The following is a 26974-nucleotide window of genomic DNA, read 5'->3' as shown; positions in this document are numbered from 1 at the left end:
GGGCGCGTCAGGCATTTTGACTTGAGCGCTTTGTGAATCTCTCATTTTGCGCTATCCTGAGGTTGAGCAGTAATCAGGAATTTCGGAATGCGTAAATGCGTAAGTGGCATCATAGCCGCTGCATTATGGGCATCCATTGTGCAGGCGGAATCCCACAAATCAGCGGATGGGTCACAGACCTTTCAGCTGGCCTCGGCTGATATAACCGTGTCCCTCCGACCGGTCGTGCGGCCTTCAGCTAAGGAGTATCGGGTGTCGACCGAAGGAAACGCGCGGTTTCAGGCGTGGCTGGGGGCGTTCCGCGAACGGGCAGAACAACAGGGCATTTCAGCCGCGACGCTGGATCGGGCGCTGGCGGGCCTGACCTATGACAAGAAAATCATCGAACGGGATCGCAATCAGGCTGAGTTTTCAAAACCGATCTGGGAGTATCTGGATGCCGCTGTGTCAGACACGCGAATCCGCAACGGTCGCGCCGGGCTGGAACGCCATCACGCGACCCTGACCCGGATCGAGGCGCAATATGGCGTCGAGAAAGAGGTTGTAACGGCGATCTGGGGGCTCGAGACGTCGTTCGGGACGTTTAGGGGAAGTGATCAGACCATCCGCTCACTGGCGACACTGGCCTTTGACGCGCGGCGGGCGCAGTTCTTTGAAACTCAATTGATCGCGGCTTTGCAGATCGTTCAGGCCGGGGATGTCAGTGCCGGGAAAATGGTCGGCAGCTGGGCGGGCGCGATGGGTCATACACAGTTCATGCCGACCTCATACCTGGATCACGCGGTGGATTTCGATGGCGACGGGCGGCGCGATATCTGGTCCGAGGACCCGACCGATGCGCTGGCCTCTGCCGCCGCCTACCTAGCGCGGCACGGCTGGACCAAGGGTCAGCCTTGGGGTGTCGAAGTACGTTTGCCGCAAGGGTTCGACTATGCCGTGGCCAAACGGGGTTATACATTGATGCCCTCTGACTGGGCCGCGCGCGGCGTGTTGGGTCGCAATGGTACGCCGGTGCCGGATTACGGACAGGCGGCCATTCTATTGCCCGCCGGAGGGCAGGGCGTGGCGCTGATGATCTTCGACAATTTCGGCGTGATCGAGAAATATAACGGTGCTGACGCCTATGTGATCGGTATCGGCCATCTGTCCGACCGTCTGGCCGGCCAAGCGCCGTTTCAAGCCAACTGGCCGCGCGGTGACCGGGTGCTGAGTTTCACCGAGAAAAAGGAACTGCAATCCCGCCTGACCGAGGCTGGCTTTGATACGCAGGGCATCGACGGGCGCACCGGACCAAACACGACCGACGCCGTCCGCGCGTATCAGTTGGCGCAGGGGCTGCTCCCGGATGGATATGCCAGTTTGAAGCTATTAGAGCGGTTGCGGTGATAACGAACGGGTCCTGTATAGTGTTTAGGTGCGTGGTGCGGACATTCTCTCAGTTTTTGGCTTTATGGGATGAGTAACCTCCCGACTACCGGCACTCACTACGATAGACGGGAGGTGGACCCAGCAGTTTAGCGGGTCGCGACGCCAGTAGAGGTAATAAAAAACCGGATCGCATTCACATATTTGAATCTAAGTTGCATCAAATCAAGTTTTTTATCGCGCGACAATTTTTATATTCCCGCGCGATGCGGTTGCAATGCTCGTGTGCTGAGCTTTGCTTCGCGCTGAAAACTGCTAGCACGCCTGACAGAGGCTGGAACTGATACACAGGGTAAAGACACAGGCAAACCGAGCCAAACACGACCGGCGTCGTACGAACGTACCAACTGTGCCGAATTTACTGCCGGATGATTTCGTCAGCTTGAATATGCAAGGGCAGCTTCAAACACTAACGTCACTGAGGTGTCTTAGTCTGAATCTTATGGTCTCGGCCGCCATTTTGTTGTGACTACCCGCCACGTATATTGCCGGTAGCGTCATCAATCCCAAGTGTGCCTCAAATGATGAGGCCGCACTATGACCGAAGACACACCACAACCAGCGCAGTACTATGACAAACACGACATCTGGACGTTGGATCCAACGTCCACGGACAAAGAGGTCTATGATGTCTTTGCTACAGAAGTCGCCAAACTTGTTCAGTTGCTGGATGAAAACGAGCCACTCATGTCGCGGGATTTTTACGCACGACTTTTTGTGTCACTATTGGGGTTGTCCCGAGTTTTGGGAGAGTACGATGATAGCTGGAGCCGGAGTGTCTATTCTCCGGACGAAATTTAGCTCTGTCACATATAACCTAATGAGGCAGAGCAAGACTCGTATCTTCAAAACTAAGGGCGGTTGCTAATCCAACCGCCCCTTGCGTTTCGTAGATACTCTGAACGCCGACCTATGCCGCCACCTTCATCAAGCCCTGCGCGATGATTTCGGCATGTGCCTCATCCAGCGACTTGTAAATCCGCACGAACATCTCGTCGATATCCTCAGGGGTCAGGATCAGCGGGGGTGAGATGATCATCCGGTCACCCACATGGCGCATGATCAGGTTGTTGGCAAAGCAGCGGTCGCGGCAGATATAGCCCACGGTGCCGGGGTCCGAGGCAAACTTGGCACGGCTGGCCTTGTCTGGCGTCAGCGCGATCGAGGCCATCATGCCGACGATTCTGGCCTCACCGACCAGCGGGTGATCGGCCAGCGCCTCCCATTTCTCTTTCAAATAGGGCGCGGCCACGTCGCGGACGTGTTCGACGATCTTCTCCTCTTCGAGGATGCGCAGATTTTCCAGCGCAACGGCCGCCGCGACCGGGTGGCCGGAATAGGTGTAGCCATGGTTGAACTCGGTGCCGCCGATAACCTTGGCGATCTCATCACTGACGATGGACCCTCCGATGGGCGCATAGCCCGAGCTGAGCCCCTTGGCGATGGTCATGATATCCGGTCGGATACCTACGGTTTCTGAGCCGAACCAGTTGCCCGTGCGGCCAAATCCGCAAATCACCTCATCCGCGATCAGTAGGATATCGTATTTATCGCAGATCCGCTGAACCTCGGGCCAGTAGCTGTCGGGTGCCACGATCACGCCGCCCGCACCTTGCACGGGTTCGGCGATAAAGGCGGCAACGCGGTCTTCGCCCAGCTCCAGAATGGCGTCTTCCAACTCGCGCGCGCGGGCTAGGCCGAATTCCTCGGGGGTCATGGTGCCGCCTTCGGCCCACCAGTTCGGTTGGTTAATGTGGTGGATGTTGGGGATCGGAATGCCGCCCTGCGCGTGCATCCCGGCCATACCCCCGAGAGACGCGGACCCCACGGACGAGCCGTGATAGGCGTTGTGGCGGCTAATGATGATGTTTTTATCGGGCTGGCCTTTTTCGGCCCAATAGGTGCGCACCAGACGGATGTTGGTGTCATTCGCCTCGGATCCGCCGCCGGCGAAGAAGACGTGGTTCAGATCGCCCGGCGCCAGTTCTGCAAGCTTCGCGGCGAGCGCGATAACAGGCACATGGGTCGTTTTGAAGAAAGTGTTGTAATACGGCAGCTCGCGCATCTGGCGGGCGGCGACCTCGGCCAGTTCATCGCGACCATAGCCGATATTGACGCACCACAGACCGGCCATGGCGTCCAGAATCTCTTCGCCCTCGCTGTCGGTCAGATAGACGCCATTGGCGCGGGTGATGACGCGGGCGCCTTCCTGGCCAAGCGAACCATTGGCCGAGAACGGGTGCATGTGATGGGCAGCATCCAGCGCCTGCAATTCAGCGGTGGGCATGTGATTGGTGATAGTGGACATCCGGACGTCTCCTGCAAAAGCGGTTGGCATTTACAATATGATCAAATTTTTCCCTGTCAATCGAATCGCCAATTTCTAGCCGTCGGTCAGGGCGTCGGCCATCAGTTCCATCCCCTGTTCGATATCCTGAGCCGTAGCTTTTGCTGCCATTTTCGCATCTTTTGCGCGCAGCGCGGTGATAATGTCCTTATGCCGGTCCGGCAGGCTCTGCGTGCCGAAACGGCCACAGACCACACGCAGAGACGGCCCGAATCTCAGCCAGAGCCGCTCGGTCAGATCAAGCAGAATTGGGGCGTCAGCAAAGGAATAGAGGGTTTCGTGAAACGTGTGGTTCAGATGCAGATAACCGCTGACGTCGCCGTCCGCGATTGTGCGGTCAAGCCGCTGATCGATCCGTTCAAGGTTATCGATATCCGCACTGTTCATATTCGCAACTGCGCGGCTTGAAAGCTCTGATTCTATTGAAATTCTGGCAAATATCATCTGTTCGACATCTCCCGCCGACAACAGCGGTACGCTGACCCTGCGGTTGCCCTGAAACATCAATGCGCCATCCGAGATCAAGCGGCGAATCGCCTCACGCACGGGGGTCATTCCTACCCCCAGCGAATCAGTCAGTCCCTGTATCGTGACGGGCTGTCCCGGCACCAAGTCACCGAACATGATCTGCGCTTTTAGGGTTTGATAGACCTGTTCGTGCGCGGGTCGTTTTTCGGTCTCTACCTTCGCGCTGGATGCCTTATTTTTGATCAAATCCAATTGGTTTGCCCCGTTTCCAGTGATGATGTCTTGCCAGGTTTCAGGCCTCGTGAAACCATACGCGGGATCGGGGGAAAACGCAAAACTTGATCAAATCCAAAAAAACGGGATTATACCCGTACACTTGCAGGGAGAAGAAAATGACAATCAAAACGCTGACCATGACAGCGGTCATCGCGCTGGGGACTTCTGCGGCCTTTGCCGAAGAAGTGCGTGTTTACAACTGGTCCGACTATATCGATGAGGACCTGCTTGCGAAGTTCGAAGAAGAAACCGGCCTGACGCTGATCTACGACGTGTTCGACAGTAACGAGGTTCTTGAAACCAAGATGTTGGCCGGTGGTTCGGGGTATGACGTTGTGGTGCCGTCCGGAACATTCCTTCAGCGCCAGATACAGGCTGGTGCATTTCAGGAGTTGGATTCGTCCAAACTGTCCAACGCGGGCAACCTGTGGGACGTAATCCAGGAACGCACCGCGGGTTATGATCCCAGCAACGCGTATTCGATAAACTACATGTGGGGCACCACTGGACTCGGCGTGAACGTCGACAAAGTCAAAGAAGCGCTGGGTGATGACGTCGCCCTCAATAGCATGGATCTGGTGCTGAAGCCTGAGAACATGGAAAAGCTGGCCTCTTGTGGGGTTCACTTCCTGGACGCGCCAGCCGAGATGATACCAATGGCTTTGCAGTACATAGGCGAAGATCCTGATAGCCACGATCCTGACGTCATCAAGAAAGTCGAAGAGGTTCTGACTAGCGTCCGCCCTCACATCCAAAAGTTCCATAGTTCGGAATATATCAACGCATTGGCCAATGGAGATATATGCGTAGCCGTCGGCTGGTCGGGCGATATTCTTCAGGCACGCGATCGCGCAGCAGAGGCTGACAACGGTGTCAACATTGAATACCACCCATTTGCCGAAGGCTCGTTGATGTGGTTCGACCAGATGGCAATTCCGGCGGATGCTCCGAACCCAGAAGGTGCACACAAGTTCCTGGATTTTATTCTGGATGCCAATAACATGGCCGCTGCATCGAACTACGTTTACTATGCCAATGGCAACAAGGCGTCACAGGAGTTTCTTGTAGAAGACGTGATCGGTGATCCGGCGATCTATCCTGATGATGCTACCATGCAGAATCTCTACATCACGACGCCATACCCGTCGAAAACACAACGGGTGGTGACCCGTCTGTGGACCAAGATCAAATCGGGCACCTGACCGGTTATCTGCACAGGGCGGATTGGCCCGCCCTGTGCCATTTCCCAGATTGATGCACGGGGGCCGTTTTGAACTCTGACGTCTTTGAGCCGTGGAATGATCCACAGGCGAAACCTTTGATCCAGTTCCGGAATGTCACCAAACGGTTTGGTGAATTCACGGCCATCGACAACCTGTCTCTGGATATCTTCGAAAGAGAATTCTTTGCTTTGCTGGGGCCTTCGGGCTGCGGCAAGACCACCATGATGCGGATGTTGGCAGGGTTCGAAACGCCGACCGAAGGGCACATCATGTTGGGCGGTCAGGACATCGACCCGATCCCGCCGAACAAGCGGGCGGTGAACATGATGTTCCAGTCCTACGCACTGTTCCCGCACCTCAGTATCTGGGACAATATTGCCTTCGGCCTGCGCCGGGACAACATGCCCAAGCATGACTTGGAAGAGCGTGTCGAAGAGATGCTGCGCCTGACCCGGCTGGAACAATTTGCCCGCCGCAAGCCGCATCAGATCTCGGGTGGGCAACGTCAGCGTGTGGCGCTGGCGCGGTCGCTGGCCAAGGCACCAAAGCTGCTGTTGCTGGATGAACCGCTGGGCGCGTTGGACAAGAAACTGCGGCAGGACACGCAGTTTGAACTGATGGACATTCAGGAAAAGACCGGCACCACCTTTGTGATCGTGACCCACGATCAGGAAGAGGCGATGACCGTCGCCAGCCGCGTCGCGGTGATGGACCAGGGCAGGTTGATGCAGGTGGAAACGCCGGATCGCATCTATGAAAACCCGAACTCGGTCTATGTTGCGGACTTCATCGGGGATGTGAACATCATCGAGGGCCGGGCGTCTGCCAACGGCGAAGACTCCTATCAGATCGACTGGGCCGAGGGGCAGGCACCGCTGACGGCAACCTCAGCAAATGGGTTTTCTAGCGGTCAGACCTGCCATCTGGCGATCCGGCCCGAAAAAGTGACGATCTCGGCGGATCGCCCGGCAGATGCGATCAACGCAGTGCAGGGCAAGGTTCATGACATCGCCTATCTGGGCAACCTGTCTACCTATCATGTCGAGCTTGCAAACGGCACGATCATCAAGGCGCAGACGGCCAATACCCGTCGAATCTCGCGCCGGTCGTTCACCTGGGAAGACCCGGTCTGGCTGTCTTGGACAGCGACGGCCGCGGTTCTGCTGGCCAGCTGATGCGCCGCGCCTTTCTAATTGCCGTTCCCTATGTCTGGCTGTTGGCGCTGTTTCTGGTGCCGTTCTTCATTGTTTTGAAGATCTCGTTGTCGGATACCGAACTGGCCATCCCGCCCTATACGCCAACACTGGACCTGTCGCAGGGCTGGGCCGGGATCAAAGAGTTCTTCAGCCAGCTGGATTTCGAAAACTTCGTCTGGCTGACCGAGGATGACCTGTATTGGAAAGCCTACCTGTCCAGCGTCAAGATCGCGGTGATCTCGACTTTTCTGACGCTGTTGGTGGGCTATCCGATTGCCTACGGCATGGCCCGCGCGCCGGTCGAGTGGCGGCCCACGCTGATGATGCTGGTGATCTTGCCGTTCTGGACCTCGTTCCTGATCCGCGTTTACGCGTGGATGGGGATTTTGTCGAACGAAGGCTATCTGAACCAGTTTCTGCTGTGGCTGGGCATCATCTCGACCCCGCTGACCATTCTGAACACGCAATGGGCGGTCTATATCGGCATCGTCTACACGTATCTGCCGTTCATGATCCTGCCGGTTTATTCGTCACTGGAGCGTATGGACGGGTCCCTGATCGAAGCGGCTGAGGATCTGGGCTGCTCACGCCTGCAGGCCTTTTGGCTGGTGACTGTTCCGCTGTCGCGCCCTGGCATCATCGCGGGGTGTTTTCTGGTGATGATCCCAGTGATTGGTGAGTTCGTGATTCCATCATTGTTGGGCGGCTCGGGCACATTGATGATCGGCAAGGTGCTGTGGGAAGAGTTCTTCTCGAACCGCGACTGGCCGGTGGCCAGCGCCGTGGCGGTGGTACTGCTGCTGATCCTTGTCGTCCCGATTGTGCTGTTCCAGCGCAACCAGCAAAAGCAGACGGAGGCCGAGCAATGAACAGGCTAAGCTGGTTCAACGCGGTGTCCCTGACGCTGGGATTTGCGTTCCTCTATATCCCGATGATCATCCTGATCATCTTCAGCTTCAATGAGAGCAAGCTGGTGACAGTCTGGGCCGGGTTCTCGACCAAATGGTATGGCGAAGTGATCCAGAACGAAGCCTTTCTGGATGCAGCCTGGGTGACCGTGCGCGTCGCGGTATTCTCATCCACATTGGCGACAATCTTGGGTACCGCCGCGGCCTATGTGTTAGTGCGCGGTGGGCGGTTCTTTGGTCGCACGCTGTTTTCCGGCATGATCTACGCGCCGCTGGTGATGCCCGAGGTTATCACCGGGCTGTCGCTGCTGTTGCTGTTCATCGGCATCGGGTTGGATCGGGGTATCCTGACCATCGTTCTGGCGCATACGACCTTTTCGATGTGTTTCGTCTCGGTCGTCGTGTCTTCACGCCTAGTGACCTTCGATAAATCTCTGGAAGAGGCTGCGCTGGATTTGGGCTGTTCACCCGCTCAGGCGTTCCGGCTGGTGACTTTGCCGATCATCGCGCCTGCGGTGATCTCGGGTTGGTTGCTGGCCTTCACTCTGTCGCTGGATGATCTGGTGATTGCGTCGTTCACCTCTGGGCCGTCGGCGACAACCCTGCCGATCAAGATCTTTTCGGCCGTGCGCCTGGGTGTCAGCCCAGAGATCAACGCATTGTCCACGATCATGATCGCGATTGTGACGGTGGGCGTTATCACCGCATCATTGGTCACAAAACGCGCGATGGTGCGGCAAAAGCAGGATGAAATGGCTGCTGCGCGTACCGAATGAAGCGGCTGTTCCCGGATTACACCTATGGGCCCGGCCCCCGGACCAACTGCTGGTGGGACGAAACGATTGCCAGCCCCGACTGGCCGGTTCTCAACGGTGAACAGAAGGTAGACGTCGCCATTGTTGGTGGCGGTTTCACCGGGCTGTCAACGGCGCTGTATCTGGCAAACGCGTGTGTTTCGGTTGCGGTGCTTGAGGCCCGGACACCTGGTTGGGGCGCCTCGGGGCGCAATGGTGGCTTTTGCTGTCTGGGCGGATCAAAACTGAGCTACAGCGCAATGGTCCGCCAATTCGGTGAGGCGGCCGCACACAGTTATGATCAAGCTGAAATGGACGCGGTTCACCTTGTCGCTGATCTGCTGAAAACCAATGCCATAGATGCGGATGTGCATTCACAGGGTGAAACCCAACTGGCCCACACCCCCCGTGCGATGGAAAGGCTGCGCAAACGGGCCGAGGCCACGGGCACTTTGCACGCCCCAGATGATCTTCCCGGACTTGGGTTTGGTGGTCGGTTTTATGGCGGGTACACTAACCCGGTCGGATTTGCACTGAACCCCAGAAAATACCTGTTCGGGCTGGCGCAAATGACCCAGACACTGGGCGCCAAGCTGTTTCAGAACAGTGCGGTGCAGACAATTCGGAAGACGCAATCTGGCTTTGACTTGGAGGCAGCCTCGGGTCGGATCAGCGCCGCAAACGTTCTGATCTGCACCAATGGTTACTCCAGTGAGGACGTGCCGCCCTGGCTGGCTGGCCGGTATATGCCTGTCCAATCCACGGTTCTAGTGACGCGCCCTCTGACGCAGGAAGAATTGCAAACCCAGGGTTGGACATCTGACCAGATGTCTTACGATACCCGCCATTTGCTGCATTATTTCCGCCTGATGCCCGACCGACGGTTTCTGTTCGGAATGCGCGGCGGGTTGCGCGCGTCTCCGCAGGCTGAGGCGGCCATTCGCCGGAAGGCTCTGAACGATTTCAGGCAGATGTTCCCGGAATGGGCGTCGGTCGATGTCACCCATATGTGGTCCGGTATGGTCTGCCTGTCGCGAGGGTTAACGCCGTTTGTGGGTCCCGTGACGGATCAACCGGGGATGTTCGCCGGGTTTGCCTATCACGGTAACGGGGTGGCGATGGGGACCTATTGCGGACGGGCGCTGGCTCGGATGGTTTTGCAGCAAGAGACCGGGCTACCTGAACCCATAACACGTGTCCCGGCGCGGTTTCCGCTGGGACGCTGGCGGCGCGCATTGATGCCGCCGGCCTATGCCATGATGGGGCTATTGGACTTATGACCGCTTTAGCACCGCGCGTTCTAGTTCCAACCCCGTGGCATAATCCGGTGACCCGTTTTCGATCCGCCACAAACAATAGGCCGCCATCCGCCAGGCATACCAACGACGCAGCGATTTGAACCGGGTCACGATGTCTGCGCGTCTGTACGAGGACAGAAACTGATCTTCTTCCTCAGGTGTCAAAGCTGACCCCCGGTACAGGTGCTGCATTGCGGGCGACATAAACAGTGCAACGTCTTCGCACGGATCGCCCTGCACCGGGCATTGCCAGTCGATCAGGGTCAGCCCGGATGGCGCAACCAGAATGTTCCCTGCAACCGGGTCGCCGTGTATCAGGCAAGTCTGTTGGGTCGGTTGTACCTGTTCGTCAGGTTTTAGCTGTTCCAATTGGTGCCGCATGGCCGAGGTGCATCCGTCAAGGATGCTCTGGCCGTGCCGGGCCAGATCCGCACTGCCATTGCATCCGCGGGGCGCCGGAACTGACACATCCAGCCCATGTAGTTTGCCGAGCAATAGGGCAACGTCGGTTGTGTCCTTACGCCAGGGCGTACCCGGCGCGTGATCGTAAAACACCCATCGACCATTTTGATGTTGACCCGCCGCGCGCAGACGCGGGGCAAACCCGGTCGGCTCCAACGCGGTTAGGCACTGCGCTTCCAACTCGGCATCGTTGCGAAACAATGGATTGCGCAACCCTGTTCGGTACAGTTTCAAAACCTTGCCGCCGTTCTCTTCCAGCACTTTCCAGACCTTATTGGTCCGACCGCCATACAGGGTTTGAAACTGTGCATCAGGTGCGATCAGCCTTCGGTGACGCAGGTCATCAACAAGATCCAAAGGGGGGAGTGTCGGGGCGGGCAGTGGGTTCACCAAAAAAACGAGTCGCAGTTTGCACTGGTTTGGCCTGTCCCGCCCTGCAGATCAAGTTCCGGTTCGGACCCCGGTCACCATCCCTGCCGGAACCACCTGCCCGCTTTCCAACGTCAGCACGACCGCATCCTCGCCAACCTGTGCCTCGACCACCTGACTGTAGGTTGAGACAGGCTGGACTGAAAGCAACTCTTCCCCGTCATAGCTTTCCAATGTGGCTGAATAGCTGCCGGTCGGCAAAGGGCTGCCATCGCTCGTTGTCCCGGCCCAGTCAAATTCGGTCTGGGTCACCGGTACGGAAATCCTTTCGATCTCGGTGCCGTCACTGTCCCGGATCACCATCACCGCACTGTCTGCCGCCGGTTCAGCCTGCGCGGACAGGGTCACAGGCTCGCCATCAAAGTGGAACGCTGCGGTGGTCTGGACATCCATACCGACCCAATTGGCAAGATCCTCCAGCTTTATACCGCCCAGAGACAGCGCCAGTTCGGACAAAAGCTCGTTGCTCTGAACCTGTTGTTCAACCATCGAAAATTGCGCCAATTGCGAGGCGTACTCGGTCGAATCCATCGGCTCCAACGGGTCCTGATTTTGCGCCTGGGTCGTCATCAGCAACAGGAAAGTATCGAAATCCGACGCGATCGAGGTTGCCTGTGACTGGGATGCTGATTGGGCCTGGGTATTGGCTTGCGTCGTCGATTGGGTTGGGGTGATCATGCTTAAAGCCTCATGTCGATCCGGCCGTCGGGGCCTAGTTTCGGAATGGTGGGGCCCGCCTCGGTGACAGGCTCGTCCTGCGTTTCCGCAAGCCGGGTGCCGTCGCCCGAGTCAGACCTATCCTGCTGTGCGTCTGCAGAGGTGCCCAGATCAAAGGACAGGTCGCCCAGCCCAAAGTTCTGGAATTCGGCCTCCAGCACCGAGATGTGACGGCGCATCATATCCAGTGTTTCCGGCCGTTCCGCCGAGATTGTTACGTGCAGACCATCCTCGCGACCATTAAAGACTATCGAAACGCGTCCCAGTTCTTCGGGGTTTAACGCGACCTCGATTGTGCCTTGCTGTCCACGCGCGGAAACAACGGTTGCCATTTGATTGGCAACCGCGCGTGCCGTTTCAGCGCGCGCCGTCGATGTAATGGTCTGTGTTAATGGTGCCGAATCGCGGGCAGAGGACAATGTCGGGGTCTTTCTGGTGGTCGATATTTCTTCGATTTCGGGAAAGGTCTGAAGCTCGGTCTGCGTGTTGGTTTGATCCGTGGCCAAAAGCTGCATTTGTACAAGTGTTGACGCCCGATCAGGCACCACCGCTTGCGATTGCGCCACCTGTGGCGTCGCGGGGACACTTGGTCTGCCCAGGTCGGGTCGGATGATGGGCGAATGATCCAACATCTCTTTCGGGAGCATATTCGGTGTTACAAGCCCGGCGGGAAAGCTTGGCGGATTGGTGGCCGCCTGGGGCGTTCTTCTTGGGGAAACTGTACCGAAAAGCATGGCTTGAACGGCTGGAGATACCGCACGCCGAGCAGGGCCCGCCGCGGGTTCCAACCTGGCGGCTTTTTGAGGGGGCGGGTGCGTCTCGTCTACCGTTTCAGTCTCCGCCTCAACAGTTGATGACGTCATGGTTGGTTTTTCAGCCAACGTCTTGGCAACCGGAGCCTGAACAGCTTCCGACACAGCCGCGCGGAGTTCGGCAGGCGGCTGATCCTCGGGGGTATCGGAAACATCCGGAATTTCAACGTTTGCAGCGATGTCGTCCACCTCTGACGCCGTGTCTGGGTCCTGAACCAAAAGGTCGGTGAGATCGGGCTCGGCTGACTGGGGATCGGCCTCTTGATCCATGACCATTTGAAAGGACGCGGCCCCTTTGGACGCACGAGGTTCTTGCGGTGTTGCATCGGGTTTCGCGGCGGTGCCCGACGAAGACAACAGTGCTGAAAGTGGGTTGGGCATTTTGCTCCGACTCCGTTTGTGTGAACGGAAATCTGCCCGCAGGAGGTTACGTTTATTTTAACCGCTTTCGCCTTTGATCGAGAAAGTTCGATGCAAATTTCGGAGAAAGTGATGAAGATTTCCACAACCCTTCCTACCGCGCAGCCCCCCACCACGGCCGAGAAATTGCAGGCTGCGGCGGTCGAGTTGGAGGCCGCGTTTCTGGCGGAAATGCTCAAATCTTCTGGGTTGGGCAAGGCCAGCGAATCTTTTGGCGGCGGTGCGGGCGAAGATCAGTTTTCGTCCTTCCTCGTGCAACATCAGTCGCGTGCGTTGGCCGCATCCGGCGGCATTGGCCTGTCCGAAATTTTGTTCCAGTCCATGATGGAGAAAACCGATGCCGACCAATTCTGAAACCGACCTGATCCGATCCCTTGAGGAAGTGCTGGATCTTGAGCGATCCGCGCTTGTCGACGGGGATCTGGACCGGCTGAGCCATTTGGCGCCGGAAAAGGAAAAGCTGATCGGTGCGATCAATGAATTGCAGGTTTTGGACAGCGCCGAATTGATTCGCCTGCAGCAGAAAGTCGAACGGAACCAGGCGCTTTTGAACAGTGCCGCCGAAGGGATTCGGGCCGTTGCCAGCCGTATGGCCGAATTGCGGCGCGTTCGGCAGGAGTTCAGCACCTACGGAGCGGACGGGCAGCGCAACGGATACGCCGTGCGTCGCAATGCGAAACTGGAAAAACGTGCATAGGAGCGGGTTTGATTCAAATCCGAATTTTCTGAGTGAGGGGCTTTAGCATTCCGTTAGGGGATCAGGGGCAAAGGTGGCCGGGCATCTGAAACAACAGGTGGCGCGAACAGCCCGACGGCGGATCGCATTGATCAGAAAGACGTCAAAGCCCGCATGTGGTGCGGGGTAAGCATGGGCGCAAAGGGCCCGAACGAAAAAGGAAGAAAGCTATGTCCAGCATTCTGACAAACAATGGCGCAATGGTGGCGCTGCAAACCCTGAAATCGGTCAACAAGAATCTGGAGATGACCCAGAACGCGATCTCGACCGGTAAGGACGTCGCAACTGCCAAGGACAACTCGGCCGTCTGGGCAATCTCCAAAGTCATGGAGTCGGACGTCAAGGGCTTCAACGCGATCAAAGACAGCCTGGCGCTGGGTGAATCGACCGTTGCGGTGGCGCGGAACGCGTCGGAAACCGTGACCGATCTGTTGACGCAGATGAAAGAGAAAATCGTCGCCGCGCAGGAGGACAACGTTGACCGCGGCAAGATCAATGATGATGTGACCGCTCTGCGGGATCAGATTGCGTCGGTTGTTGGTGCGGCACAGTTCAACGGGCTTAACCTAGTGGACGGCTCGGCCGGTACTGCTTCGATCTTGTCCTCACTTGATCGGGATAGCACTGGTGCAGTGAATTCGTCGTCGATTTCGGTTGCAAGTCAGGACCTGTCCATTGGCGGTTATACTGCCAAAGGCGTACTTGCAGGTTCGGGAGGCGCGACCACCGACAATGATGTTGCAGGCTTTACCATGGATAAAGCCGGCGGGTCAGGTGACATTGTGATCGACAGCTCGACTGACAACTTTGAAGTTGGTGATAGTGTCTCGATCCGAGTCGGTGATCAGGATGTGTCGTACACCATTCAAGCCAGCGATCTGGATCCCTCTGGAACCTATGACGATGCCTATACAGATGCTCTTGTTGCTGTTGGCCTCAAGAACCAGGTTGATGCCCTGGGCATCACAGGTGTTGCAGTCGACTATGACTCGGGATCGCCGAACACCCTGTCCTTTACTACAGGTACGGCAACGGCTGGTGCGGATGCGGATCAGGACATTACCGTGTCGGCTCAATTCACTAATGCTGGTTCCGGTGGGCTTGGCGCACTCAGCTCGATTGACGTTTCGACAGATGCAGGCGCGGCAGCCGCACTGGGCACCATCGAAACACTGATCGACACGTCGATTGATGCAGCGGCAGCCTTTGGTTCGGCGCAAGGCCGTATCGAAACACAGCAGGATTTCGTTTCCAAACTGACCGACTCGTTCAAGTCCGGCATCGGTTCGATGGTTGACGCCGATATGGAAGAGACCTCGGCCCGTCTGCAAGCTCTTCAGGTTCAGCAGCAACTGGCCACTCAATCGCTGTCGATTGCCAATCAGGCGCCGCAGTCGATCCTGTCGCTGTTCCGTTAATTTTCGGAACCTGGTCGGGGCGCCCAGACGCGCCCCGACTCTGACCGCCAAAAGACGGCCTATTGGAAGGATTTCAAGTGACACCGCAAACTCTTGCACAACGTGCCTACGCGCAGACCGCCGCCCCGACCCGCACCCCGCGCGATACCGAGTACGAGGCGATTTCGAAGATCACGCATCGGCTCAAGGTTGCGGCGGCCCGACGCAAAACCGATTTCGGAGGGTTCGTTCACGCGCTACACGAAAATCGTCGCTTGTGGACCGTTCTGGCAACTGGCGTGTCCGACTCGGACAACGCGCTGCCCAATGAATTGCGTGCGCGAATCTTCTATCTGGCAGAATTCACCGAGCAACACAGCAGTCAGGTTTTGGGCAATAAGGCGACCGTTGAACCGCTGCTTGAGATCAATATGGCCGTCCTGCGCGGCCTGCGTCAGATGGGTGCTACCTGATGGGGGGGCTGGTTCTGAAACTGGCACCGAAAGAGAGGGTGCTGATAAACGGCGTGGTTGTCGAAAACGGAGATCGCCGCAGCCGCTTTTCAATCATGACGCCGGACGCAAATGTCCTGCGCCTGCGCGATGCCATTCACCCGGATGAGGTGACTACCCCGGTGCGGCGGGTGTGTTATGCCGCCCAGCTTGTCTTGTCCGGCGATATGGAGCCTGAGCGGGCGCGGCAACAGCTTTTGCGGCGGGTTGAAGAGTTGAGCCAAGTCTTCACCGATGCCGACAGTCGTCGTGTTCTGTCCGAAGCTACTGAGGCTTTACTGGCCGAACAGTATTACAAATGCCTGAAATCCCTGCGGGCGCTGTTGCCGCGTGAAGAACGGTTGATGGCGTATCAGCAATGACATTCCGGCCTGTCATCCCCTCTGATGGTATTGTCGGCTGGCGTTTTTTGCAGCGTACCTATGATACGCAGCTCGAAAGCTTTTCGGCCTCGCCAGTCAATGAACGAGAGACAAAGTACTTTCTGGACAATATCGGCAAGGTACAGACGGCTGAGGAATTGGTTTCGGATAGGCGGTTGCTACAAGTGGCGCTGGGCGCCTTCGGGCTAGAGGATGACATCAACAATCGCTATTTCGTCCAGAAAATTCTGTCCGATGGGACAAGCGCCGAGGATGCATTGTCCAACCGTCTGGCCGATAAGCGGTATCGGGAGTTTTCCGAAGCCTTCGGCCTGGGTCCGGGCGAGGTGCGCAGAACGGGTTTGACCACCTTTATGGAAGCAATTGCGCAGGACAATGCCGTGTCTCGGTTCGAAATCGCTGTTGGTGAGAGCGATGAGACGATGCGCATATCGCTTTATACGCAACATACCTTGGCGGATCTGGCCGCGCAGGACAGCAGTTCGGACACTAAGTGGTTCGATCTGATGGGGCAACCGCCGCTGAGAAGCATGATGGAGACGGCGCTGGGGCTGCCATCAAGTTTCGCGCAGTTGGACATCGACAGGCAGCTTGAGGTTTTCAAGGATAGATTGTCGGGCCTGACTGGATCAGACGATCTGGCCCAATTTACCGACGAGGCGTCGGTGGCCCGGCTGACAGACCAATATCTTGCACGCAGCCAGATTGCACAGCTGCAAAACACGATTTCCCCTGCTCAAACGGCGCTGATTTTGCTGGGGGCGTAACCTAGGCGCGACACAGATAACTATCCGAAAACTCAGGCGTTCAACACGGCATCCGCCGAAGTTCTGAGTGCAAATGCGGTCACTGGCTGGGACACATTGTGCAGCTTGACCTCGCCCAATGACAAAGCATCCGCGCATGCAGGCTGAATATCGGCCGAGACGACAATGCGCTGACCGATCGTTTTGCTGTATTCCCCCAACCGGGCCGCGACATTTGCGGCCTGTCCGATGACTGTGAAATCCAGCCGTTCGCGCGATCCGACATTGCCATATGTGACCCGACCATAGGCAACCCCGATCGAGCAATCGCAATGAACGTCTGAGCCAGATTGGCGCAACTCACCAAGTTTTTCGACAATTTCAACGGCTGAGCGTTGCGCGTTTCGGCGCGCGACCATGGAATCTTCACCCTCGGGAAAGACTGCCAGAACAGCGTCACCGATGAACTTCAATACTTCGCCGCCATTGTTATGCACGATATCGGACACGGTTTCGAAAAAGTCGTTCAGCACGTTGATATAGGCGGTACGGCCAAGCTGCTCTTCCAGGCTGGTCGAATTGCGCAGGTCGCAGAACATAATGGCCGCATCAATCTCATCCCCGTCGCCGCGCCGGATTTCACCGCCCAGCACCCGCGCGCCCGAGCGTTTGCCGACATAAGTCTCAAGCAACACCTGTGCGTTCTCGCGCTGCATGAAAACTTCGTAAAAGCGGGCAATGACAGATGAGCACTCGAACACCAACCCGAGGTTTTCTGTTGTAAACCCGTCAGGATGATCGCAGGTCAGGGTCAGAACATTTGTCCGCCCGTCCGAGAACGGCAATGGCATGGCGACGTAATCGGTGGCACCCTTGGCCCGCAGGTCCTCCATAATCGGGAAGCTGTTTTGGGGGTTTTCGTCGTTCAACCGCTGGCGCACGCCGCCCAGCCCGTTCGAGACGTGACGCAGGGGGCTGTTGATATAGGCCGGGTGATCGTGGATTTCATACGTGGGCACGTTGGTCGAAATCTCGGCCTCACCCTTTTCCCAGATATAATGCTTGCCCGCGATCAGCGGATGCAGAGACCAGGCCAGAATGCTGAGCCGTTGAATCGCGATGCCGTGTTCCAACATCTTTTCGGCCAATGCCTTGGTGAAGGCTTCCGGCGTGCTGAGGTTTGATGCACCACGCATCAGCCAATCAATCAGAGGCCCGCTTATATTGCCATCCTCGGTATCTCGCAGTTGGTTTTCGCCCAAGTCGACCCGTGTATAGGCCGAGGGCATAAACCCGACATAGCCCTGAATGGCGGCGCTTTCAGGCAGCGCTTCTTCATAGGCCCAGACTGAGTTGGCCAGCCGTTGCCCATCCAGGATGACATCGTGATAGGTCGCCGTTCCCTTGAATGGGCAAAACGTCTGCAACTCGGTTTCTGCACCAAGATCGACACAGATATCCGTGCGCGGGACGTAAATTGTGGCCGGCAGCCGCGTTTCATACATGACTTTCGCGTCGGTGCTTTCGGCCAACAGGGTGTCATCCCGATAGATCGCGATCCGACCTTTCAGCGATTCGACCGATATCCCGTAGCCTTTAGTCGGCGGTGTGGTATGGACGTTCATCATCAGTTTCCCTGACCCGCTTGGTATTAGGATGGGCCTTTGGGGCAAGCATTCCAAGGGGGATAACCGGCATTTTATCACACATACCTTGTGCGATGCGGCAAAGTCAGACCATCTGAATCACATCTTTTTCGATCGACAACATATAGCCTTTTTTGGCGATATTCTTGACCAGCAACTCACTGACCATCTGATTGCCCAAGGCATCGCGCAGCCGTTTGATCCGTGTGGCACCTGCGGCCTCGTCACAATCGGCGGTGTCTTTGCCCGAGATCATCGACTCGATCTGGACGCCGGATAGGACCTCGTCGTCCAAGCGGGATTCGGCCAGAACTGACAAGGTTTCCATCGCCGCGGGGGTCAGTTTGAAATCCATGTTGTTCAGATAGACGGTATTTTCCTCGCGGCTGATCAACAGCGAGGTGACCTGAATACCAGTGCGTTCGATCTGCGCCATGCGCCGGTTCAACAGAACCAGCATCACCAGAAACACCAGCGCCGTGATCAACATGGCGGTGGCGAAAACCAACAACACGAAAATCACCATGCGATAGCTGGATAGAGTATCGGCAAAGGCGGTGCCTGATTGCGCCAATACCTCAAGCAGACGAATCTCGGTTTGCGAGGTCAGGTCGCTTTCGATGAACAAACGTTCGACCCGGGCGTTAAAGGCATTAGCATCGGGCAGGGTCCAGAATAAAAAGATGGCCGCTGTTACCAGAATCACCACGATCGCCGCGATGCCCGCGCCGACCAGTCTGACACCAGATCGGCGGGCCTCAGTAACGGAGATAGAATTTTCCGGCATTGGCCTTCCTTTTATCCAACCCTTCCGGCCCGAACACGGACATGACGTTCAGCAGGGTCCAGCCCGACCCCTTGAGGCGCTGGGCGACTTCTTTTTTAGCCTGCCCTTTACCGCAAGCCGATACCTGCATGACGCCGTAGTGCAGGCGCAGTGGATTGTCTTGCTTGGCCTTGTAGTCGGCATAGCAATCGGCCGCCGAAGCGGTGGTGCCAAGCGATATCAGGGCCAACAGGGCCAGAGAAGAGAGGATCTGTTTCATAGGCCGCATCCTGCGCATGTGTTGGCACGATATTCAATAACCTAAGGGGTTTCGCGGGCCTGATATCGGATAACACCGGGCCGTTATTGCCTGTCTGAACGAGGCGCGGCCAGTGTCGGGTCATCAGCACACGGCCCGCCACCGGGTCACCTCAAGACTACTGAAGGACAAGCACCATGCATAAGAAATTCATTGCCCTGATCGTGGCCTCGGCAGTTGCCATCACCGGTATTTCCGCGTCTCAGGCGCGGGCCGCGGATGTCGAGGATATTCTTGGCGGGCTTGCAGCCATTGCGCTGATTGGCGCCGCTGTGAAGCATTTCGACGACAAGAGCAAAAAGAACAACGTGACGCACAACTACAATCACATATATAAGGCGCCCCAGAAACACGTACACACCCGGCCAAAGCACCGGCCACATCTCGTACGCCCGCTGCCTCCGCGTGTTGCGCGTTACAGCCTGCCGCAACGATGCTTGCGCACGTTCAAAGGGTATTCGCCCAATCAACGACTGTTGGGGCAGACCTGTCTGGGCAAGCATTACAAATACAGCAATAGCCTGCCTAACCAGTGCAAGGTCAGGTTCTGGAATGGCAAAAAGGTCAAGCGGGCATACCACCCCGGTTGTCTGCGCCAGAAAGGATACCGCGTTAGTTACAAGTAACGGTTTTCGAGCAGGAGCGGCGCCACAGAAGCGCTGTGCGGGAGAGGGCGGCGCAAGCTGCTCTCTCCTTTTTTCTTGCGGTGGGTGGCAAAACGCGGTTTTCCGGGGGTATGACGACTCCGGATTATGAAATTGAGAATGCCGCATCGGCGCGTGGATTTCTGCGGATCGCAGGTGTCGACGAGGTTGGGCGCGGACCGCTGGCCGGACCGGTGGTTGCCGCAGCCGTGGTTCTGCACCCCAGTGATATTCCTGACGGGCTGAACGATTCCAAAAAGCTGACGGCGAAACGGCGCGCCGCGTTAGAGGCAGCCCTGCGTGAGAAGGCCGAGATCGCAATTGCCGAGGCGTCAGTGGCCGAGATTGACGAACACAATATCTTGCGGGCTTCGCATCTGGCGATGGAGCGCGCGGTGGCAGCGCTGGACCCGCCGCCTGATTACCTGCTGATCGATGGGAACATGATTCCACGCGGCCTGACGATCCCCGCGAGGGCGGTGGTCAAAGGCGATGCGCATTCTGTGTCGATTGCGGCGGCTTCGATCGTCGCCAAAAACTGGCGCGATCAACTGATGGTGGATTTGGCGCAACAGCATCCGGGCTACGGATGGGAGACAAACGCCGGTTATCCGTCGAAACAACACAAGGACGCGCTGCAAAATCTTGGTGTGACCCCACACCATAGACGTTCCTTCAAGCCGGTACACAATATCTTGTATCAAGAGTAAATCGTAAGTCGCTGATTCAAAAAAGAAATTGACGGCGAATCGACTTTGACTCATCCTTGTCTCAACCAAATGAGCGCAAAAGCGCCGTGGATACTTGAGGCAGTACAAATGACAACAACCACTAAAAAGGGCGCAAAAGCGCTCCCTTTAAACACGATTCTATCCGGGGACTGCATCGATGTGATGAACAGTCTGCCCGAGGCGTCGGTGGACCTGATTTTCGCGGATCCGCCCTATAATCTGCAGTTGAAGGGTCAATTGCACCGCCCCGATAACAGTCAGGTAGATGCGGTTGACGATCATTGGGATCAATTCTCCAGCTTTGCCGTTTATGACCAATTCACCCGCGAATGGCTGAAGGCAGCGCGTCGTCTGCTTAAGCCAAATGGCGCGATCTGGGTGATTGGGTCTTACCACAATATCTTCCGTGTGGGTTCGGCCCTGCAGGACGCGGGCTATTGGATTTTAAACGACGTCGTGTGGCGCAAATCCAATCCGATGCCGAACTTCCGCGGCAAACGCTTTACCAACGCGCATGAGACGATGATCTGGGCGTCGAAATGCGAAGGGGCAAAGTACACGTTCAACTATGAAGCCTTAAAGGCGCTGAACGAGGGCGTTCAGATGCGCAGTGACTGGGTACTGCCGATCTGCACCGGGCACGAGCGCCTGAAGGATGAAAACGGCGACAAGGCGCATCCGACGCAGAAACCGGAATCGCTGTTGCACCGTGTGCTGATCGGCTCGACCAATCCGGGCGACGTGATCCTTGATCCGTTCTTCGGTACCGGAACCACAGGTGCAGTTGCCAAGATGCTGGGTCGCGAATTCATCGGCATCGAGCGCGAGGAAAGCTATCGCAAGGTCGCTGAAAAGCGCATCTCGAAGGTCCGTAAGTTCGACCGTGAGGCGCTGGAGGTCAGCGCCAGCAAACGTGCCGAGCCGCGCGTGCCCTTCGGCCAACTGGTTGAACGTGGGATGCTGCGCCCGGGTGAAGAACTGTATTCCATGAACCAGCGCCACAAGGCCAAGGTCCGTGCCGACGGCACGCTGGTGGGCAACAACGTCAAGGGCTCGATCCACCAAGTGGGGGCGCAGCTGGAAAACGCGCCGTCCTGTAACGGCTGGACCTACTGGTGCTTTAAACGCGACGGCAAAACGGTGCCGATTGACGTGTTGCGTCAGCAGATCCGGGCCGAGATGAACTGATTTTACCAACACCGCCGGTGCCTGTGGCCTGACACAAGGCACTAAGCCTTGCCCCGCCGATCTCGGCGGGGTCTTTTGTTTTCACGACCTCTGGTTTCAATACGGGCCTTCTGTATTCTGCGGTGCAGTGAAGGAGCTTGTGCAATGTCGGATACCACAGCCAGCGAGTCCCGCTTTGACCGGTTCTTTGTGACCCGCCCGGACAATTTCGATCTGGAAAACAAATATACCGAAGCCGCGATGGAACGACACAAGCGCGAGGGGCTTGAACTTGCGGTCCGCGCTCGCTGGATCGCGATGGCGCTGACTGGTGTGCTGCTGATCTACCTGAATCCGCAATGGGAAGTGCTGTGGTATCACTTCATCTTGCTGCTGATCTGCGCCAACGGCTGGTTTATCCGGCGCGCGGGGCGTGTGGGGCAATCGCGGACCGAGCTGCTTTTGATCTTTGTGGACCTGCTGATCATGACACTGGGAATGATTGTGCCCAACCCGTTCAGCGACGATGTCCGACCGTTGGCGATGCAGTACCGGTTCGACAATTTCCAGTATTTTTTCATCATTCTGGCGGCCGGTACGTTGGCCTATTCCTGGCGCACGGTGATTGCGATCGGATCATGGACGGCAGGGGTCTGGACAGCAGGATGGATCATCGCCTGGTGGGTTGCAACCCCGATGCCCGGTCTCAGCGAGCGTGTGGCTGAGGCATTGGCTGGCTATCCCGATGTGGCAGAATTGCTGGACCCCAACAGCTTTATGCCAGCGCAGCGTATTCAACAGGTGATCGTGTTCATGATGGTGGCGGTGACATTGGGCGTGTCGATGCGGCGGCTCAATCGGTTGCTGATGTCGAATGCGGGGTTGGAGCGCGAAAGGGCAAACCTGTCGCGGTATTTCTCACCGAACGTGGTGGATGAGCTGAGCCAGAATGATGAGCCGCTGAAGCAGGTGCGCAAAGAGCAAATTGCCGTCCTGTTCATCGATATCGTGGGGTTCACCAGATATGCCGCCGGGCGCGACCCTTACGAAGTGATCGAGGTTCTGCGCGGCTTTCACGCACGGATGGAGGCCGAAGTGTTCCGCCATCACGGAACGCTGGACAAATACCTGGGTGACGGGTTGATGGCCACGTTTGGGACGCCGGTGCCGACACCGCAGGATGCGAGTAATGCAGTGGCCTGCGCGCGTGGGATGATCGATGTGATTGACCGTTGGAACGTGGAACGCCGCCGTACGGGCGAGCCTGAGATACGTGTGGGGATCGGGGTCCATTTCGGCGCGGTCGTTCTGGGGGATATCGGCGCCAACCGTTTGGAATTTGCGGTGATAGGGGATGCGGTGAATGTGGCCGCGAAGCTTGAGGCGCAGACTCGCGAGTTTCAGGCAAAAGTCATCATGAGCGACGCAGTTCGGAGCCGTTTGGAGGAAGAAGGCCGCAACGTATCCGAGCTGATGGCGGGGTTTGCGAAACACGAAAATCGTGCGGTCCGGGGGGTGGAGGCCCCGATGGATGTATGGGTGATGACCGGGTGAGGGCTCCCGCCGATCAACCATGCATCGAAGATGCAAGGCGGATCGTTGGGCCGGGCAGCACGCTGACGCGTGCTGCGGTCAGGCACGTGGCAGCGGGTTTTGCAATTTGTTATAGGGCGTCCAGTCCGTAACTTCGGGATAATATTGGCGCCGCCAAGCGCGGACGCGCGGGTTCATGATGCGACGCCACAGCGGTGGGATCATCGCGGCGACCGTCATCACCGGATAGCCGTAGGGCAATTGCGGGGCGGCGTCCTCGGGGTGGTGTTGCAACAGTGGAAAGCGGCGGTTGGGTTTATAGTGGTGGTCCGAGTGGCGCTGCAAATTGATAAGCAGCCAGTTCGACGCTTTTTGTGACGCATTCCATGAGTGGCGTGGTTGGACATGCTCATACTTGCCTGCGCCCAGATGTTTGCGTGTCAGGCCATAATGTTCGACGTAATTAACCAATTCTAGCTGCCAGATGGCGACGCCCGCTTGGATCAGGAACAGTGCGAGCCCCGAGAGACCTCCCATCACGAAGGCCAATACCAGCATTGCACCTTGTAATGCCCAGTAGCGCCAGAACGGGTTGGAGAGGTCACTCCAAGGGCGGTCTTTACGGGCCAGTTTTTCGCGTTCAGCCCGCAAGGCCGAGAACAGGCATTGTTTCAGCACCCGCGGATAAAACCGATGAAACCCCTCGTTATAGCGTGCAGTCACCGGGTCGCGGGGCGTGCCGACATAGCGGTGATGCACCAGCAGATGTTCAGAGCGGAAATGTGAATACAGCACCATCGCCAGAAGGATATCGCCCAACCAGCGTTCGACTCGGCCTTTTTGGTGCATCAACTCGTGGCTGTAGTTGATGCCGATCGTGCCCGAGATTACTCCCATGCCGAAGAACAGCCCAACCTTAGCCAAGGTTGACAGGTGGTCGGTATGCGTGGCGTACCAGATCAGCCCGTAAAGGGTCAGGAATTGCACCGGAACCCAGGCTTTTGTCAGCAGGATGTACCAGTGCAACACCGAGTCGGGGGTATCGGGGCTGGCATTGGTCAGATCCAGTCCGGTGAGCCGGTCGAGCAACGCAAAGGCCCACCATGTGGAAAGTGGCACCAGCAAGACCCACCAACCGCCGGCCATTGCGGTGAACCAGATCAGCGGGATCAGCAGGAATGAGATCCAGAACGGCAGGGCCGATTGCCAATGGGGTAAGGTTTCTGTTGCGGTCATTGGGTGGCTCCGGATGACTACGCGCACATTAGCCACAGTCCGGCAGGACAGACAATGGGTTACCGGTTGCGCCAGAGGTCATATGCTTTGCGCATCACGGTCGGCAGGTCGCTGGGGCGGAAAGTGTGTTTTTCCAAAACGATCAGATCATCGAGGGTCGTTTCCGTCGGCAACGTAGCTGTCCAGACACATAGGATCAGGTGAAAATGGGTGAAGGTGTGGCGCACCTCACCTGCTAAAGCTTGCCAGTCAGCGGAAAAGGGAGGGGAGTCTGCTGGCGCATCTGACCAAACTGACCCCGGCCAGCCCAGCATGCCGCCCAGCAACCCTTTGTCGGGGCGCCGCTCCAGCAGCAGGGCTCCATCCGTACGCTGAGCGATATAGACATGGCCATACCGCGTGGGTTTCGGCTTTTTCGGTGTCTTTCGCGGCAGGTCGGGCTGGGTTCCGGCCGCACGAGCCTGACAAGGGTTGCGCAGGGGGCAGATGCCACAGGCCGGAGATTTCGGGGTACAGATCGTGGCCCCCAGATCCATCACGGCCTGTACATAATCTCCGGGTCGCAGGTCGGGCGTTAGCGCAGCGGCTTTTTCTTTCAACAGGGGTTTCGAGCCTGGCAGAGGGTCGTGAATGTCATACAGACGCGCCATGACCCGCTCGACATTGCCATCCAGAACAGTCTCGGGCTGGTCAAAAGCGATGGCCGAGATAGCGGCGGCCGTATAGGGGCCGATGCCGGGCAGTTTCAGCAGGGCGTCATAGGTATCAGGAAAAACGCCGCCATGTTCATTGGCCACCGCGCGCGCGCATTTCAGCAGGTTGCGGGCACGGGCGTAATAGCCCAGCCCGGCCCATTCGCCCATGACTTGATCATCCGGTGCGGCCGCCAGTGTCTGAACCGTAGGCCAGCGCGCGGTGAATCGCGTAAAATAATCTCGGACAGCGGCCACAGTGGTCTGTTGCAACATCACTTCGGACAACCAGACCCGGTAGGGGTCGGGTATCATGCCCGCCGCCCGGTCGGCTGGTCTAACACGCCACGGCATCGTGCGAGCGTGGCGGTCGTACCAGGCCAGTAACGCACCGCTCAGGTCATATTGAATAGTGTCACGCAAGTTTTATCTATCTCTCTGTCGGGTTTCGCTGGCGTCCGATATCATGCCCTTTACAATAGCGGCGCAGGAGTTGGAAACCAGATGCAGCGCAGACGTTCTTCGACCCGCGGGTTCAAACGCACCGCGACATTGCTGAACGGCCAGATCAGGCGCGCCGGGGAAAGCCGGGGCTTTGCCGTTTCGCGTCTGCTGACCCATTGGGCCGAGATCGTGGGCCAGGATATGGCCGCCATCGCGCGACCGGTGAATGTGGGCTATGGCAAGGGCGGGATCGGCGCGACGCTGACGGTGCTGACCACTGGCCCGCAGGCTCCGATGCTTGAAATGCAAAAGGAACAGCTGCGCGGCAAGGTGAATGCTGTTTATGGCTATAACGCCATCAGCCGGGTGCGTATCACCCAGACCGCGCCGACAGGATTTGCCGAGGGGCAGGCTAGCTTCGATCACAAACCGAAAGCGGCGAAACCCAAAATCGATCCCGAAATCGTGGCCGAGGCGGACCGGACCGCGCGCGACGTCAATGACGGTGATCTGCGCGCGGCCCTTGAACGTCTGGGCCGCAACGTATTATCCAAGCAAAAACGCTGAGAAAGGGCTGACAAATGAGCCGTATTGCAACCGGAATCTGCGCGGCCGTCGCTATTGCCGCTGGCGGCTATTGGCTGTCGAATTCCTCTACTTCATATCCGATGATTGGCAGTGCCGAGGCGCAAGAGGCCGATATTGACACCTCGACCATCGTCGAGATGGTGCAGGGGGCCGAAGATGCTCCGGTCGAGATCATCGAATATGCATCCTATACCTGCCCGCATTGCGCCAACTTCCATACGGGGGCGTATAAGCAGCTGAAGAAGGATTTCATCGACACCGGCAAGGTCAAGTTCATCTACCGCGAGGTGTATTTCGACAAATATGGCCTGTGGGCTTCGATGGTCGCGCGTTGTGACGGCCCCGATAAGTTCTTTGGCATTTCCGACCTGATCTATGAAGGTCAGTCCGAATGGACCCGCGCAGGTGGTCCAGCTGAAATCGTGGACGAGCTGCGCAAGATCGGGCGTCTGGCTGGTATTGACAATGACCAGCTTGAATCCTGTCTGCAGGACGGCACCCGCGCGCAAACACTGGTGGCCTGGTATCAGGAAAACGCCGAACGTGACGGTGTTCAATCCACGCCTTCGTTCGTTGTGAATGGCAAGAAGGTCGACAACCAATCTTATGCCGATTTCAAGAAGCTGATCGAAGAAGAACTGGGCAGCTGATTGCCTGTT

29 protein-coding genes are annotated in these 26974 nt (G+C 57.4%); 19 read left to right on the top strand and 10 right to left on the bottom strand.

The window, feature by feature from the left end:
- The first annotated feature begins 87 nt into the window (after nucleotides 1-87).
- Together ACR3EP_RS12870 and ACR3EP_RS12865 are read left to right on the top strand one after the other, a co-directional pair.
- On the top strand, nucleotides 88-1386 hold the full coding sequence (locus tag ACR3EP_RS12870) for a lytic murein transglycosylase (RefSeq protein WP_480638170.1): 1299 nt from the start codon (nucleotides 88-90) through the stop codon (nucleotides 1384-1386).
- A gap of 576 nt (nucleotides 1387-1962) precedes the next feature.
- A complete protein-coding gene (locus ACR3EP_RS12865; RefSeq protein WP_170378221.1) occupies nucleotides 1963-2226 on the top strand; it encodes a hypothetical protein in 264 nt (87 codons plus the stop codon).
- A 109-nt stretch (nucleotides 2227-2335) separates the two neighbouring features.
- Here the strand turns inward: ACR3EP_RS12865 and ACR3EP_RS12860 are convergent, their stop codons facing one another.
- Together ACR3EP_RS12860 and ACR3EP_RS12855 are read right to left on the bottom strand one after the other, a co-directional pair.
- Nucleotides 2336-3733 (bottom strand): aspartate aminotransferase family protein, encoded by a 1398-nt coding sequence (locus ACR3EP_RS12860; protein ID WP_480638168.1) that lies wholly within the window; start codon nucleotides 3731-3733, stop codon nucleotides 2336-2338.
- 75 nt (nucleotides 3734-3808) lie between these two features.
- Nucleotides 3809-4492: a GntR family transcriptional regulator gene (locus ACR3EP_RS12855; RefSeq protein ID WP_170506753.1), complete on the bottom strand. Its 684-nt coding sequence runs from the start codon at nucleotides 4490-4492 to the stop codon at nucleotides 3809-3811.
- Nucleotides 4493-4632: 140 nt separating this feature from the next.
- On the opposite strand from ACR3EP_RS12855, the gene ACR3EP_RS12850 reads away from it, so the two are divergent.
- The 5 genes from ACR3EP_RS12850 to ACR3EP_RS12830 all read left to right on the top strand — a co-directional run bounded on the left by ACR3EP_RS12850 (nucleotide 4633) and on the right by ACR3EP_RS12830 (nucleotide 9917).
- On the top strand, nucleotides 4633-5718 hold the full coding sequence (locus ACR3EP_RS12850; RefSeq protein ID WP_170351092.1) for a polyamine ABC transporter substrate-binding protein: 1086 nt from the start codon (nucleotides 4633-4635) through the stop codon (nucleotides 5716-5718).
- Nucleotides 5719-5786: 68 nt separating this feature from the next.
- Nucleotides 5787-6914 (top strand): ABC transporter ATP-binding protein, encoded by a 1128-nt coding sequence (locus ACR3EP_RS12845; protein WP_480638165.1) that lies wholly within the window; start codon nucleotides 5787-5789, stop codon nucleotides 6912-6914.
- The gene (locus tag ACR3EP_RS12840) at nucleotides 6914-7804 is read left to right on the top strand and encodes an ABC transporter permease subunit (RefSeq protein ID WP_170362382.1); all 891 of its coding nucleotides are present in this window, start codon (nucleotides 6914-6916) and stop codon (nucleotides 7802-7804) included. Before ACR3EP_RS12845 ends, ACR3EP_RS12840 begins: the two co-directional genes overlap by 1 nt.
- Nucleotides 7801-8619, top strand: a complete 819-nt coding sequence (locus tag ACR3EP_RS12835; protein WP_170351089.1) for an ABC transporter permease — start codon at nucleotides 7801-7803, stop codon at nucleotides 8617-8619. Before ACR3EP_RS12840 ends, ACR3EP_RS12835 begins: the two co-directional genes overlap by 4 nt.
- Nucleotides 8616-9917, top strand: coding sequence for an NAD(P)/FAD-dependent oxidoreductase (locus ACR3EP_RS12830; protein ID WP_480638162.1), 1302 nt, complete (start codon nucleotides 8616-8618; stop codon nucleotides 9915-9917). The genes ACR3EP_RS12835 and ACR3EP_RS12830 overlap by 4 nt, the downstream gene beginning before the upstream one ends.
- Here ACR3EP_RS12830 and ACR3EP_RS12825 read toward each other — a convergent pair.
- The 3 genes from ACR3EP_RS12825 to ACR3EP_RS12815 all read right to left on the bottom strand — a co-directional run bounded on the left by ACR3EP_RS12825 (nucleotide 9912) and on the right by ACR3EP_RS12815 (nucleotide 12736).
- Nucleotides 9912-10754, bottom strand: coding sequence for a phosphotransferase family protein (locus ACR3EP_RS12825; RefSeq protein ID WP_480638160.1), 843 nt, complete (start codon nucleotides 10752-10754; stop codon nucleotides 9912-9914). The genes ACR3EP_RS12830 and ACR3EP_RS12825 overlap by 6 nt on opposite strands.
- Nucleotides 10755-10838: 84 nt before the next feature.
- On the bottom strand, nucleotides 10839-11504 hold the full coding sequence (locus ACR3EP_RS12820; protein ID WP_480638158.1) for a flagellar hook capping FlgD N-terminal domain-containing protein: 666 nt from the start codon (nucleotides 11502-11504) through the stop codon (nucleotides 10839-10841).
- A 2-nt stretch (nucleotides 11505-11506) separates the two neighbouring features.
- Nucleotides 11507-12736, bottom strand: a complete 1230-nt coding sequence (locus ACR3EP_RS12815) for a flagellar hook-length control protein FliK (RefSeq protein ID WP_480638156.1) — start codon at nucleotides 12734-12736, stop codon at nucleotides 11507-11509.
- 111 nt (nucleotides 12737-12847) lie between these two features.
- Here ACR3EP_RS12815 and ACR3EP_RS12810 point away from each other — a divergent pair, with 111 nt between their 5' ends.
- From ACR3EP_RS12810 to ACR3EP_RS12785, 6 genes are all read left to right on the top strand, one after another.
- The gene (locus ACR3EP_RS12810) at nucleotides 12848-13129 is read left to right on the top strand and encodes a rod-binding protein (RefSeq protein ID WP_480638154.1); all 282 of its coding nucleotides are present in this window, start codon (nucleotides 12848-12850) and stop codon (nucleotides 13127-13129) included.
- A complete protein-coding gene (locus ACR3EP_RS12805; RefSeq protein WP_480638152.1) occupies nucleotides 13113-13472 on the top strand; it encodes a flagellar biosynthesis protein FlgN in 360 nt (119 codons plus the stop codon). Before ACR3EP_RS12810 ends, ACR3EP_RS12805 begins: the two co-directional genes overlap by 17 nt.
- Nucleotides 13473-13681: 209 nt before the next feature.
- The gene (locus ACR3EP_RS12800; RefSeq protein WP_170351083.1) at nucleotides 13682-14929 is read left to right on the top strand and encodes a flagellin; all 1248 of its coding nucleotides are present in this window, start codon (nucleotides 13682-13684) and stop codon (nucleotides 14927-14929) included.
- A 77-nt stretch (nucleotides 14930-15006) separates the two neighbouring features.
- Entirely contained in the window at nucleotides 15007-15381 is a 375-nt protein-coding gene (flaF, locus tag ACR3EP_RS12795; protein ID WP_170362375.1) for a flagellar biosynthesis regulator FlaF, read from the top strand.
- A complete protein-coding gene (gene flbT, locus ACR3EP_RS12790) occupies nucleotides 15381-15782 on the top strand; it encodes a flagellar biosynthesis repressor FlbT (RefSeq protein WP_170362374.1) in 402 nt (133 codons plus the stop codon). Before flaF ends, flbT begins: the two co-directional genes overlap by 1 nt.
- Nucleotides 15779-16570: a DUF1217 domain-containing protein gene (locus ACR3EP_RS12785; RefSeq protein WP_480638149.1), complete on the top strand. Its 792-nt coding sequence runs from the start codon at nucleotides 15779-15781 to the stop codon at nucleotides 16568-16570. The genes flbT and ACR3EP_RS12785 overlap by 4 nt, the downstream gene beginning before the upstream one ends.
- 32 nt (nucleotides 16571-16602) lie before the next feature.
- Here ACR3EP_RS12785 and ACR3EP_RS12780 read toward each other — a convergent pair whose 3' ends face one another.
- The 3 genes from ACR3EP_RS12780 to ACR3EP_RS12770 all read right to left on the bottom strand — a co-directional run bounded on the left by ACR3EP_RS12780 (nucleotide 16603) and on the right by ACR3EP_RS12770 (nucleotide 19241).
- Complete coding sequence (locus tag ACR3EP_RS12780) at nucleotides 16603-18174, bottom strand: DUF427 domain-containing protein (protein WP_480638147.1); 1572 nt, start codon at nucleotides 18172-18174, stop codon at nucleotides 16603-16605.
- Between the two features lie 106 nt (nucleotides 18175-18280).
- Nucleotides 18281-18982, bottom strand: coding sequence for a winged helix-turn-helix domain-containing protein (locus ACR3EP_RS12775; RefSeq protein WP_170398171.1), 702 nt, complete (start codon nucleotides 18980-18982; stop codon nucleotides 18281-18283).
- A complete protein-coding gene (locus tag ACR3EP_RS12770; protein WP_170362372.1) occupies nucleotides 18954-19241 on the bottom strand; it encodes a hypothetical protein in 288 nt (95 codons plus the stop codon). The genes ACR3EP_RS12775 and ACR3EP_RS12770 overlap by 29 nt, the downstream gene beginning before the upstream one ends.
- Before the next feature lie 176 nt (nucleotides 19242-19417).
- Here ACR3EP_RS12770 and ACR3EP_RS12765 point away from each other — a divergent pair, with 176 nt between their 5' ends.
- From ACR3EP_RS12765 to ACR3EP_RS12750, 4 genes are all read left to right on the top strand, one after another.
- Nucleotides 19418-19906 (top strand): hypothetical protein, encoded by a 489-nt coding sequence (locus ACR3EP_RS12765; RefSeq protein WP_480638145.1) that lies wholly within the window; start codon nucleotides 19418-19420, stop codon nucleotides 19904-19906.
- A 110-nt stretch (nucleotides 19907-20016) separates the two neighbouring features.
- Entirely contained in the window at nucleotides 20017-20634 is a 618-nt protein-coding gene (locus ACR3EP_RS12760) for a ribonuclease HII (RefSeq protein ID WP_480638143.1), read from the top strand.
- 108 nt (nucleotides 20635-20742) lie between these two features.
- Entirely contained in the window at nucleotides 20743-21843 is a 1101-nt protein-coding gene (locus ACR3EP_RS12755; protein WP_170351075.1) for a site-specific DNA-methyltransferase, read from the top strand.
- Nucleotides 21844-21987: 144 nt separating this feature from the next.
- Complete coding sequence (locus ACR3EP_RS12750) at nucleotides 21988-23376, top strand: adenylate/guanylate cyclase domain-containing protein (protein ID WP_480638141.1); 1389 nt, start codon at nucleotides 21988-21990, stop codon at nucleotides 23374-23376.
- Between the two features lie 78 nt (nucleotides 23377-23454).
- Here the strand turns inward: ACR3EP_RS12750 and ACR3EP_RS12745 are convergent, their stop codons facing one another.
- The gene (locus ACR3EP_RS12745; RefSeq protein WP_480638139.1) at nucleotides 23455-24591 is read right to left on the bottom strand and encodes an alkane 1-monooxygenase; all 1137 of its coding nucleotides are present in this window, start codon (nucleotides 24589-24591) and stop codon (nucleotides 23455-23457) included.
- Nucleotides 24592-24650: 59 nt separating this feature from the next.
- On the bottom strand, nucleotides 24651-25706 hold the full coding sequence (gene mutY, locus ACR3EP_RS12740; RefSeq protein WP_480638138.1) for an A/G-specific adenine glycosylase: 1056 nt from the start codon (nucleotides 25704-25706) through the stop codon (nucleotides 24651-24653).
- 81 nt (nucleotides 25707-25787) lie between these two features.
- Here mutY and ACR3EP_RS12735 point away from each other — a divergent pair, with 81 nt between their 5' ends.
- Entirely contained in the window at nucleotides 25788-26294 is a 507-nt protein-coding gene (locus ACR3EP_RS12735; RefSeq protein WP_170351071.1) for a DUF721 domain-containing protein, read from the top strand.
- 14 nt (nucleotides 26295-26308) lie between these two features.
- A complete protein-coding gene (locus tag ACR3EP_RS12730; protein WP_170351070.1) occupies nucleotides 26309-26965 on the top strand; it encodes a DsbA family protein in 657 nt (218 codons plus the stop codon).
- The last annotated feature ends 9 nt before the right edge of the window (nucleotides 26966-26974 follow it).

The organism is Ruegeria sp. BB10, assembly GCF_056535725.1.
The sequence above is the reverse complement of the archived record's forward strand: the minus strand, read 5'-3'. Positions and strand labels throughout refer to the sequence as shown.